General features: G+C 38.0%; 8 protein-coding genes and 1 pseudogene. 3 read left to right on the top strand and 6 right to left on the bottom strand.

Annotated features, from left to right (window positions below):
• Positions 1-102: 102 nt before the first annotated feature.
• A pseudogene (locus EAH57_RS07340) lies at positions 103-273 on the top strand (diacylglycerol kinase); the annotation flags it as partial.
• Positions 274-535: 262 nt separating this feature from the next.
• Here the strand turns inward: EAH57_RS07340 and EAH57_RS07335 are convergent.
• Complete coding sequence (locus EAH57_RS07335) at positions 536-2,581, bottom strand: hypothetical protein (RefSeq protein WP_121929493.1); 2,046 nt, start codon at positions 2,579-2,581, stop codon at positions 536-538.
• Positions 2,582-2,789: 208 nt separating this feature from the next.
• The gene (locus EAH57_RS16235; protein WP_121929492.1) at positions 2,790-4,601 is read right to left on the bottom strand and encodes a YadA-like family protein; all 1,812 of its coding nucleotides are present in this window, start codon (positions 4,599-4,601) and stop codon (positions 2,790-2,792) included.
• Positions 4,602-5,011: 410 nt separating this feature from the next.
• On the opposite strand from EAH57_RS16235, the gene EAH57_RS07325 reads away from it, so the two are divergent.
• Positions 5,012-6,202 (top strand): helix-turn-helix transcriptional regulator, encoded by a 1,191-nt coding sequence (locus EAH57_RS07325; RefSeq protein WP_228200041.1) that lies wholly within the window; start codon positions 5,012-5,014, stop codon positions 6,200-6,202.
• Between the two features lie 90 nt (positions 6,203-6,292).
• Here EAH57_RS07325 and groL read toward each other — a convergent pair whose 3' ends face one another.
• The 4 genes from groL to EAH57_RS07305 all read right to left on the bottom strand — a co-directional run bounded on the left by groL (position 6,293) and on the right by EAH57_RS07305 (position 10,138).
• Positions 6,293-7,927: a chaperonin GroEL gene (gene groL / locus EAH57_RS07320; protein WP_121929491.1), complete on the bottom strand. Its 1,635-nt coding sequence runs from the start codon at positions 7,925-7,927 to the stop codon at positions 6,293-6,295.
• A 58-nt stretch (positions 7,928-7,985) separates the two neighbouring features.
• The gene (locus tag EAH57_RS07315) at positions 7,986-8,276 is read right to left on the bottom strand and encodes a co-chaperone GroES (RefSeq protein ID WP_121929490.1); all 291 of its coding nucleotides are present in this window, start codon (positions 8,274-8,276) and stop codon (positions 7,986-7,988) included.
• A 148-nt stretch (positions 8,277-8,424) separates the two neighbouring features.
• On the bottom strand, positions 8,425-9,219 hold the full coding sequence (locus EAH57_RS07310) for a metallophosphoesterase family protein (protein ID WP_121929489.1): 795 nt from the start codon (positions 9,217-9,219) through the stop codon (positions 8,425-8,427).
• Complete coding sequence (locus tag EAH57_RS07305; RefSeq protein WP_121929488.1) at positions 9,200-10,138, bottom strand: diacylglycerol/lipid kinase family protein; 939 nt, start codon at positions 10,136-10,138, stop codon at positions 9,200-9,202. Before EAH57_RS07305 ends, EAH57_RS07310 begins: the two co-directional genes overlap by 20 nt.
• 396 nt (positions 10,139-10,534) lie before the next feature.
• On the opposite strand from EAH57_RS07305, the gene EAH57_RS07300 reads away from it, so the two are divergent.
• Positions 10,535-12,364 carry a phosphoenolpyruvate carboxykinase (GTP) gene (locus tag EAH57_RS07300; protein ID WP_121929487.1) on the top strand — a complete coding sequence of 610 codons (1,830 nt, stop codon included), beginning with the start codon at positions 10,535-10,537 and terminating at the stop codon, positions 12,362-12,364.
• Positions 12,365-12,628: the final 264 nt, after the last annotated feature.

The following is a 12,628-nucleotide window of genomic DNA, read 5'->3' as shown; positions in this document are numbered from 1 at the left end:
ATCTGAATGTTCGAGTAAAAATGGCGATAAAGACACCGGTTTGAAATGCCCATGCAACTTATTGCCAATTCTAGATCGTTTTTTTAATTTTGATTCCTGCCAGCTTTTTTTATCCATGTATCTGCCTTGGAGCAGGCACTCATGGTTGCTGTCTGTTTGTTGGCAATTATTATCGAATTATTTAATTTAGCCATTGAAGCTATTGTTGACCGCATTTCACTCGAACAACATGAATTTTCTACAAATACAAAAGATATGGGCAGCGCTGCTTAATTTGTTTCTTTAGCTATTATTTTTTTGATATGGATGATTATTTTGTTCCGATAAAAAAAGGTTACTACTCTGGAGATTAGTAACCCTGTAAAAAAGAATACTCATTGAATTTCAATGGTTATTCTTTATCATAATCATTCATAGAAATGAGAGTAAAAAAGCGCTCTCTGCCTCTGATCAGTGAAATATCAATCAGCCACTGTTTTCGGTTATTTTTAGTTATTGATCCTAACACCATATGAATAGTCAGGATCAATAAAAATTATTGTTTTTTTAAATCAATACAATGACCTTTAAATCTTTCTGGGCAACTATAAATTCTTGCGGCTCTTTTAAAAGTCTGAGCATCAATATCAATCCATCTTGGTATGTCATGATATATTGAACGCCCTCCAAAACCGCAAAAATGCAATGTCCGTTTAGCATTAGGGTAATTTGGTTCCCTTGATAAGTTTAATACAGCACCTTTACTTGTAGCACCACACTCCTTCAATGCTGCTTCCAAACTTGTTTCATGTTTTCCAGCAGTCCCTCTACACTGATATGTAATTCTTGGTAGATCCGATTTTACTCGATTACTCCGCCCGGTATTCACATATCCATCCCAATCAGGGCCTCGATCATGGGTATAACAATCGACATAAGCTTCATACAGATCTATCATTTTAACTGGTGGGGCTTCATCTGGTTTCTTCAATGTAAGCATTAACTGTTTTGTCGATTTCGTACTATTAGTTGAATTAGACTTATTTTGAAGCGATTTTTGATCCGTTGTTGATTTGCGATTTGTACTTGATAAAGATAACTTCTCATTATGATTTTTTTCATCGGCTTTATTATCTAACTTAGTAGTACTTTTATTAGATAAAGTTATATTACTTGAAGTTAAACGAGTTTTACGATTAAATTCCTGAGCTTGTTGGATCGCCTGTTGATGTTGTTTCAGCATTCTTAATGCTGGGTCATCTTTGTTTGTGAACGTTTTAAAATTTTCAGGTGCCCAAATTTTGGCTTTCAAAGCTGCATTTTCCCTATCTCGCTGTTTTTTTCTTGCTTCAATTTGATTAATGTCTTTTAATGCTCGATCACCGCTTTTGAGGCAGTAATTTAAACCAATATAAAATGCTTTTTCATAGTCAAAATATGTTTTGAATAATAAATCAAATCCTTTTTCATCAATATCTTCTGGATTTTTTTGTATTTTTTTTGCGAGGTGGTCTACTTTCGCTTTTAACCTTTTTAAATCATGTTCGCGCTCTTCAAATTCAAATGCTGCATCTTCGTATGCGTTTCGAGCTGCATATGTACTTTCATGAAGATGTGCCCAACTGTTTTTCTGTCGCAGTCGGCCCACAGCTTTATAACAAGCCTGTAATTCTTTATCAAAACTCTTATCAAAATCACCAACCTCCTCTAGAAAAGCATGTATCTCTTTTCTTAATGGATAAATAGACTCCAACTTCTTATCTTGGGTGAAGTCGCGATCATAAATATAATAACAATCTTGTTTTTCACCAACTTGATTGACACAAACACCTGATCCATGTTTCCCCCAATATCCTGTTAACTTCCCATATACTTTTCCACTAAAAGATGAACCATTTTCATAATATAAAGTACCTTCAATGGGTGTAAAATCTTCGGTCAAATGTCCTTTAAAAGTAGTTGTTTTAGATAAGTAAACCGTTGCTTCACCTTTTATTACTCCATCAATAAAATCCCCCTCCACAATTGTTGAAAGATCAATACGAATACGTCCCTTTCCATCCAACATGCCATTTGAGTTACCATACCCTTCAATTTCAATACTATCCATACTTTTCCATGGAGGGTTTCTGATTGTCAAATTTTTAATTGTCGGTATGTTATTTTTAGAATCTCGACCCACCACATAACGTTTGTTCAATTCCAACTGTGCTGTTTGAGGATCAATAAACTCATATTTCAACTGTCCATTTGAGCCATCTGCGACTTGTATATAAATGGCTTTACCAATAAGCTTTGGATCTAAATATAGCGTTTCTTTTGCCCAGTACCCTCGACGCTCTAAACCAAATACAACCTTCCCTGATGCAACATTTACAGCAGCATAATGCTTATCATTTGCGTAACCTAACTTCTTATCATGAACAAAATATTTCCAATCTTTACCGCCAAAGAGTTTAGATTTTTTTAATAAAAAAACCTGAACCTGCCCTTCTTTCATTGCAAATTTTGGCTCTCCAATAGCATTAGGGTCAGGAGTTGCAGAAAAAGCCTGCTGTAATGAACATCCACAAATTATTAATATCGAAAAAACCTTATACATTACTTACTCACCCCAAATGTAACCACTTAATTTTATAGACACTCTCAACCTAATTCAGCAATCAGTTATAAGCCATTTTGATAGCACAAATGACTGTGACGGAATTGATTGAAATAACAGACCAAAATAAAAAAGCTTAGGTAATACTATTTTTCATTAGTATTAAAACTAAGCTTTTTTATTGTTATTGAATTGCAGAGTCTAAATTTTATTTCCAAGAATAAGATACGCCGACACCAACGCTCGTGCTTTGATCTTGAAATCCGCTAGAGAAAGCGCCTTTCACAGCATAGCCACCTTCAAAATAATGGCTTGCACCAATCGCAATTGCACTTTCGTTATCATAGTAACCCATTCCAACACCAACACTACTAATCCCTTGAATTGCAGGCATTGGTATATTGCTCATTGCAGCAATACCAGCAATCCCCTGTGCTGCAATTTCACGATTCTTACGTATGCTTCTATTATTTTGATCAATGCGCTGTGAAAGATTCGTAAAACTACTTTCTAGGTTCTTAACGCGTGTATCCGTATAACTTTTAGCACTTGTTAATGTTGCAACATCACCATCTGAAATAGCTTTATTGACACGCTTGCTTTCTGTTATGGCTTCACCACGCAAAGTCGTTGCAGTTATATCTGTATAATTTTTAGCACTTGTTAATGCTACAGCATCAGCATCTTTCATTTGTTTGAGATTCACTGCATCTGTATCAGCAGTTGCCGCTGCAACATGAATGATCTGACGCTCACTTCCCGCAGAACCGACTGAAACAGTATTATTCCGATCAGATGCCGAAGCATTTCCAAGTACGACAGCATTCGTTGCGCTGGTATTTACATCATTACCTAGCACAAAAGTATTATCGCCACTTACTGTATTGTTATTCCCTACAGCATAACTGCCATTACCACTCACGATGTTTGGATCACCAATTGCACCTGAGTTATTTCCAGTAACCTGATTGCCAACACCAATCGCGATCGATTGTTCACCTTGAGCAACAGCACGAACGCCAATTGCGATTGATTGTGAACCTTCTGCTTTAGCTAACTCATCACCTTCATTGCTTTGCAGTGCCACAAATGGCGAACCATTTGCATTTGCATCGGTATACGCTTTCGCTTGTTCTAAAACAGTTGCACCAGTTTGATCTGTATATTGTTTTGCTGTATTTAAGGTATTTGTCGCGGTTTGATTGGTATGTGCTTTAGCATCAAACAAAGTTTTTGCATCAGCATCTTTGACTTCATTACGAATGGCTGTCGCTATATCTGCCGTCGTTTTATTCGCTGATGCTAATGTTGACGCATTACCATCCACAATCGCTTTATCTAACCGTGCGGATTCAGTTGCAGCTTCAACACGTAATGCAGTTGCCGTGCTATCGGTATGTGTTTTTGCTGACGCTAGCGTTGCTGTATCACCATCAGCAATAGCTTTGTCCAAACGAGTAGATTCTGTCGCTGCCTCTGAACGTAATGTCGTTGCTGTATCATCAACATATGTTTTTGCATCGGCTCTGATTTGAGTATTATTTTCAGTTAGTTGTTTTAAATTTACAGCTTGGTGATCTTCGGTTGCATCAGCGACATGACTAATTGTAGTATCTTGAACATCAAGATTTTTTGCACTCAATCCTTCACTAATGTTTAGCTGCCCGTTGACCGTCAAATTCTTCGTAGTTATCTTATCAGTGACATTTAACAGATTAGTTCTAGTTGTACCATCAACAAATAATTGTCCTGTACCCGTTTGTTGATTGTAGTACATTAAAATTGCATCTCGACCAATAAAATTAGTAATTTTTAAGTTACTTGTATTAATGTTAGGTGCTTGTACAGAATTTGGAGCATTTACATCTTCTTCGACCAATGCAAATGCACTATTGCCAATCATGACAGCCGTTAGAACAACAGCCAATGTCGTGAGCTTAGGCACATTGAATTTATTACATTCTTTTTTTCTATCGTCACATACTTTTTGATGCAAACATGTATTCCATAATTGATTCATATAACCACCCCTACTCTCACTAGATCATCTGAACCGCCCCGACTTTAATCAATATTTATGTACTAAAGAATGAGGAGGCTAATTGTTAAGTATTTCTGTATAGAAGAAGTTACATGAACTTTTTTTTATAAAATATTCCCTAAATGGGGTATGACAATATTTGTCAAATACATCACATTATTTCTCAATTTGATAAAAAACATCAAAAAAATGATGATTAAGTAAATAAACATATTTTGTTAAGATATAATTCTTAGGTGTTTCAAGACGATAAGATAATCATGCATTTTGAGTTTATGGTTAGTACATCTTATGCTTCCTACATAGGCCATATGTATCGCCTCGCCATCTTAAGCACACAATCTATAATTTGAGATCATCCATTTAATATTGTGTTAGGACAATCGCCTTTGAGAAACGATAAAGAAAATATATCTCAGCTCTATTTGAATCAATACTATGATGAGTTAATCGACCTAATTTATAAAATTCTTGATACAACAGAAAATTGGTGTACTTTTGGTCAACGTTTAACTCAAGTGTTAGATGCTACTTATATCCAAGTACAAGCCTTAGATATTCAGAATCAAGCCATTTCATTTAGTGCTGGGGGAGGTCGTCTAGATGAAACTAATCGCGTTACCTCGGATCTGGCCTATTTACACTATCCAGTTGACTCTGATCCACGTTGGCAATATTTTCTGCAATTAAGCTTAAATGATCAACAAAAGTGGTATCAATGCCATACACATATTGATGATAACTTTGTTAAAAACTCTGAGTTATATCAGGAAGTCTTACTTCCATTTGATTTACGGTATGTTGCAGTAAAAGCACTTATATTAGATGAAGAGTTGTGTATCGCCTTTATTATTCATACATCAGAAAAACAGGAACCACTTCAAGAAGAGAAAATAGAATTCCTAAATCGTATAATACCTCATTTAGAACGTGTCATTCGCACCAAACGGCAGCTATATACATTTTCGGCGAATAGTATTGTTGGATATTCTCTTATTGATAAACTTCCACAACCAATTTTGCTATTGAACTTATCTGGTGGGATTGTTCATAAAAATCCTGCTACAGATAAACTTTTAGAAACAACTACGCTCCTGAATATTCATGAGCAACAAATTCATTTAGATCACCCCTATCAACAGCAACTTAAAGATAATCTTCGTAATATTGAAACACTCTTTAGACAAAAAAACCTCGCTGAACACCAACTACAAGATGGGGGTATAAAGATTCAATCAAAAGATGGAGAAACACTTTATATTTTTGCAACCCTCCTTGTTACTGAGCAAGAAATCAAAGCTTTTGGTATTCGCCCATTAGTCATGCTTACACTTTTTCATCCAAAACATTCTATCCCTATAGATATGCAGCTTCTATGCACGATTTTTCATCTTTCACCCGCTGAATGTAAAGTTTGTTTAACTCTATTAGATGGTTTTTCTATTAAAGAAATCGCGCAGAAACACAAAGTCCAACCAGATACAATAAAAAAACAGATTCAATCTATTTATGAAAAAACATCTACACACAAACAAGCTGAATTAGTAAAATTACTGTTGAACTTCCCTCGAATAAATTAGTTTCTCTTCCATAAAACAAAAAAATCATAAATTTTAGACATAAAAAATCCCTGCAAATGCAGGGATTTTTTGATCTAGACGAAGATGTAATTACATCATGCCGCCCATACCACCCATACCACCCATATCAGGAGCAGCTGGTTTATCTTCAGGAAGGTCAGTAATCATACATTCTGTTGTTAACATCAAACCAGCAACAGAAGCTGCATGCTCAAGTGCAGAACGAGTAACTTTAGCAGGGTCAAGAATACCCATTTCTAACATATCGCCATATTCGCCAGTTGCAGCGTTATAACCGAAGTTACCTTCACCCGCTTTAACCGCATTAATCACGACTGATGGCTCATCACCTGAGTTCGCAACGATTTGACGAAGTGGCGCTTCAATCGCACGACGTAAGATATTAATCCCCGCTGTTTGATCGTCATTTGCACCTTTCAGATTTTCAAGCGCATTAACAGCACGTACTAGCGCAACACCACCGCCCGCAACAACACCTTCTTCAACAGCAGCACGTGTTGCATGAAGTGCATCATCTACGCGGTCTTTTTTCTCTTTCATTGCAACTTCAGTCGCAGCACCGATTTTAATTACGGCAACACCGCCTGCTAATTTAGCAACGCGTTCTTGAAGTTTTTCTTTATCGTATTCAGAGCTAGACTCTTCGATTTGACCACGGATTTGTTGAACACGCTCAGCGATTTGTTCAGCATTACCAGCACCATCAACAATCACAGTATTTTCTTTAGATACAGTGATTTTGTGCGCAGTACCTAAATCTTGAAGAGAAGCTTGCTCTAAAGACATACCTACTTCTTCAGAAATCACAGTCGCGCCCGTTAAGATCGCGATGTCTTGAAGCATTGCTTTACGACGGTCACCAAAACCAGGCGCTTTAACCGCACAGACTTTAATGATACCGCGCATGTTGTTTACAACAAGTGTAGCAAGCGCTTCGCCTTCAACATCTTCAGCAATGATTAAAAGTGGCTTGCCTGTTTTAGCAACCGCTTCTAATACAGTGATCAATTCACGGATGTTGCTGATTTTTTTATCAACAAGAAGAATGAACGGGTTTTCAAGTTCTGCCGTCAAAGTTTCTTGTTTGTTCGCGAAATATGGAGAGATATAACCACGATCAAACTGCATACCTTCTACAACGTCTAAAGCGTCTTCGAAGCCAGAACCTTCTTCAACAGTGATTACGCCTTCTTTACCCACTTTTTCCATGGCTTGCGCAATCAACTTACCAACAGTTGTATCAGAGTTCGCAGAGATTGAACCCACTTGTTCAATCGCTTTGAAATCATCAGCTGGTTTTGCATTGGCACGGATATTTTCAACCACAGTTTTCACTGCGATGTCGATACCACGTTTCAAATCCATTGGGTTCATACCTGCAGTTACAGATTTGATCCCTTCATTTAAAATTGCTTGAGCAAGTACAGTTGCAGTCGTGGTACCGTCACCAGCGATGTCGTTAGTTTTGCTTGAAACTTCACGAACAAGTTGAGCACCCATGTTTTCAAACTTGTCTTTGAGTGAGATTTCTTTCGCAACAGTCACACCATCTTTAGTGATGTGCGGCGCACCGAAAGAACGGTCGATTACAACGTTACGACCTTTAGGACCTAACGTTACTTTTACTGCGTCTGCAAGAATATTTACGCCTGCAATCATTTTTGAGCGAGCTGAATCACCAAATTTTACGTCTTTAGCTGACATATTAAACTCCGAATCTTTTTAAATACTTAATCTGATAATAAAATGAGTTATGTGTCGATTAGCCTTCTAGCACAGCTAAGATATCTGACTCTTTCATAATCAAGAGTTCTTCACCACTCACTTTAACTGTGGTACCTGCATATGCACCAAACAATACTTTGTCACCAACTTTGACATCCAAAGCACGTACGCCGTTATCTGTGATTTGACCGTTACCAACTGCAATCACTTCACCTTGTAATGGTTTTTCAGCAGCAGAACCTGGCAGTAAAATACCACCAGCAGTTTTGGTTTCTTCTTCTACGCGACGAATCACAACACGATCATGTAATGGACGAATGTTGCTCATAATTAACTCCATCAGACTTAGTCTTTTTGATTAATTTGTATTGCTACTCCAGTAGCAATAAACAAAATTTTGATATGCCACTTTTGTGGGGTTAAAAAAAAAGGCTTCAAGGGGAAAAATAAAAAAAAATCTACTTTTTGGTGCTTTTTCAGACATCATCGTCATTGTGATTTAAATTCATCGCTTTTTCATGCTTTTCGAACCGTTTTTTTTGTTCATCAAACCAATAATGTTCAATCACACCGTTGTCTAAAATTACATTGAAACTATTGGTGGCATCATGATGCAAACGATTGGAAATCGCGGTACCTGCATGAATATCGTAAACCGGATGCTCAATATTCAATTGATAGATTTGGGTGAGATCATAAACCGCTGCTTGGTGTAAATGTCCATGTAATAGCCCAAACAACCCAGTATGCCCCCATTGCTCCAAAGCAATCTGTCCAAGTACAGGGCAATCTTTATCATGATGTTCATCAGGCGCAATGTAAAAAGGTTGATGAAACACCACCAATTTAATTTTATTCGCTGGCGCTTGTTTGAGTTTATCGTATGTTTCGTGAATTTGCTGCGCGGAAATATGCCCGCGCGTATGGTAACGTCTACGAATACTATTCAAGCCAACAATATAGAAATGCTCCGTTTCTAAAGCCGTTTCCAGATCACCAAAAAACATTTGATAGCGCAGAAAAGGTGAGAAAAAGCGATTCCATACATGGTACAAAGGAATGTCATGATTACCCGGCACTACCAAATAAGGAATCGACAAGCTTTCTAGGAACTGACGACACGCATAAAACTGCTTAAAACGGGCACGTTGAGTTAAATCACCACTCACCACAATTGCTTCAGGATGATGTTGCTCACAAAACAGCTGGATTGCGTGCATACATACTTCACGTTCAGTACCAAAATGCAGATCAGACAGATGTAACAACATTTGGAACCATCACTTTTAGGGCCGATTTTTTAACAGCGAAGTTTAATGGCGTTTGCATTTCCCTTAACTCTCCATCCACTGCTACCGTTAACTTTGTCTTTTTACAATCTACCTGTATCTGTTCAGCACAGAAGGTATAGACATCAGAAGCTTGATCAATTTTTCCTTGAATTAACTTCCACAACATTTTTAACAAGCTATAGCGATCACTTTTCGCAACCACGACGCCAGCCAGTTTTCCATTGGCAGCACATTCCGCAATTCTGAGCTTCAAGTCACTGAGTTGTAGCTGATTATTTCCAAAGAAAATCAGCGGCGTGCTCACTGGGTGTTTTTTTCCATCAACCGTCACAGCCAACTTTAAAGATCTATGTTCGCGTAGCAACACATCCAAGCCTGAGGTATATGCATGCAATGGAAACCGCCCAAACCGTTGATTATATAATTCACGCTTCTTAATAAATAACGGATATAAACCTAGACTGGCATTATTCAAATAAATTTGGTCATTGAGGGTTGCGACATGCACCTCATGGATTGTCCCAGTCGCAATCACTTCTGCCGCTTTATGTACATCAATCGGGATATTTAAGGCTCGAGCAACATAATTAAAAGTACCTAGCGGTATGATCCCCATTGGGATATCGGTATGCATCAAATGCTTTGCAACTGCGTTTAAAGTCCCGTCTCCACCTGCTGCAATCACCACTCCCCGCTTATCAGCCTGTTGATGTCTCACTAAAATAGCTGCCATCATTTCATCAAAATCAATTGTTTGATTTAACTCAAAAACCTGAATTTCAAAACCATATTGTGTCCAAAATGTCATGAGACGTTCATATTCTTCATCTTGTTGCGCCGCATGAAATCCTGATTTTTGATTATATATAATAGAAAGTGGGCGTAAATCTGGACTCATAAAGATCAAACATAAGGCTGTTAATAGCTGTATTTTTGGGTACAAAAGCAACAAATGAAAGCTTGTTTATGTAAATTTTGAATGAGCATAATTCATTTTATCAATAATAATTCTCAAGAAATGCATAAACAGTAAACTATTGTTATTTAATTGTATTTTTAATAAAAATAACACCTATAAGTAAAACATATACTGCATTTAAAAAACATTCAATCGATCAAAAACAACTACTTAGATAGCATTAAACGGGTTTTCATTAACAGGAGATAACATTCTTAGCTCTTATTTTTTTTTCGATTTTATGCTTTAATACAGCCACTTTTTTTACTTCATCTATTTTCATTGTATCCCAATGAATAGAATTGTACGTCGTACACACTTTAAAAAGGCATCACCATGACCCAAGTGAACGCACCAGAATTCGTTCGTCACCCTAAGCTTATTGCATGGGTGGAAGAAATTGCAAAATTAACCAAACCAGCAAAAATTGAATGGTGTGACGGAAGCGAAGAAGAATATCAACGTCTGATCGACTTGATGATCGCTAACGGCACCATGCAAAAACTTAACCAAGAAAAGCATCCTGGTTCATATCTTGCAAATTCTGATCCTTCTGATGTTGCTCGTGTTGAAGACCGCACTTATATTTGCTCTGCAAACCAAGAAGATGCTGGCGCGACTAATAACTGGGTTGCACCTGCGGAAATGCGCGAAAAATTAAATGGATTATTTGATGGTGCAATGGAAGGCCGTACCATGTATGTGGTTCCTTTCTCAATGGGTCCGTTAGGTAGCCACATTGCACACATTGGTATCGAACTTACAGATTCACCTTACGTTGCTGTTTCGATGAAGAAAATGGCACGTATGGGCAAAGCGGTTTATGACGTGCTTGGTACAGACGGTGAATATGTACCTTGCGTACACACTGTTGCAGCCCCTCTTGCCGCTGGTGCAAAAGATGTTGCATGGCCATGCAACAACGAAAAATATATCGTGCACTACCCAGAAACGCGTGAAATCTGGTCTTACGGTTCTGGTTATGGTGGTAATGCATTACTTGGTAAAAAATGCTTAGCATTACGTATTGCTTCTGCAATGGGTCGTGAACAAGGTTGGTTAGCTGAGCACATGCTAATTTTAGGCGTAACCAATCCACAAGGTGAAAAACATTACATCGCAGCGGCATTCCCTTCTGCATGTGGTAAAACTAACTTTGCGATGTTGATTCCACCAGCAGGTTATGAAGGTTGGAAGATTGAAACTGTAGGTGACGATATCGCTTGGATCAAACCAGGTGAAGATGGTCGTTTATATGCAATCAACCCAGAAGCTGGTTTCTTCGGTGTTGCACCTGGTACAAATACCAAAACCAACCCGAACTGCATGGCAACTATGCATAAAGATGTCATTTATACCAACGTTGCTGTAACTGATAACGGTGAAGTATGGTGGGAAGGTCTTTCTAAAGAAATTCCAGCGAACCTGACCAACTGGAAAGGTCAACCGCATACTGGCGAAGACAAAGCTGCTCATCCAAATGCACGTTTCACTGTTTCTGCTGGTCAATGCCCTTCGATTGACGCTGACTGGGAAAATCCAGCAGGTGTTCCAATCTCAGCATTCATCTTCGGTGGTCGCCGTGCGGACACAGTGCCTTTAGTATCAGAAGCTTTTGATTGGGTTGATGGCGTGTATAAAGCTGCAACTATGGGTTCTGAAACAACTGCTGCTGCTGTTGGTCAACAAGGTATCGTTCGTCGTGATCCATTTGCGATGCTTCCTTTCGCTGGTTATAACATGGCTGATTACTTCGGTCATTGGTTACAACTTGGTCAAGAAGTTGGTGCTAAAGCAGAAGCTGCTGGTAATAAATTACCAAAAATCTTCAATGTAAACTGGTTCCGTCGTGATGCTGAAGGCAACTTCGTATGGCCTGGTTTCGGTCAAAACATGCGTGTTCTTGAGTGGATCATTGATCGTTGTGAAGGTCGTGCTGAAGCGACTCAAACACCAATCGGTCTAGTTCCAACTTATGAGCAATTGAACTGGGAAGGTATTGATTTCTCTAAAGAGCAATTCGAAACTGTTACAGCGCAAGACAAAGATCAATGGATCAAAGAGCTTGAGAGCCACACTGAGTTATTTACTAAACTTGGTGATCGCTTACCTCAAGCACTTAAAGATCGTCAAAATGAATTATTAAATGCGGTTAAATCTGCTTAATAATTAAATGACATAAAAAGGTCGCTTCGGCGACCTTTTTTGTTGTCTGGTGATTTGGCTTTTTTATTATAAAAAAACCTATCTCATAAGAAGAATAGGTTTTAAGAAATAGTGTATCAACTATCAATAAAATTCTTAAGAATATCTGATATGTAATGCCCTGTTCGACGATCTGTACGTAGCTACCAAGGTAAAGAATAGCCTCTAAATTTTTTGCATCTAATTATCACAATTTACCCCCTCTAGAAAATCAAACTACGCACA

Source organism: Acinetobacter sp. 2JN-4, assembly GCF_003687745.1.
GTDB lineage: Bacteria > Pseudomonadota > Gammaproteobacteria > Pseudomonadales > Moraxellaceae > Acinetobacter > Acinetobacter halotolerans.
The sequence above is the reverse complement of the archived record's forward strand: the minus strand, read 5'-3'. Positions and strand labels throughout refer to the sequence as shown.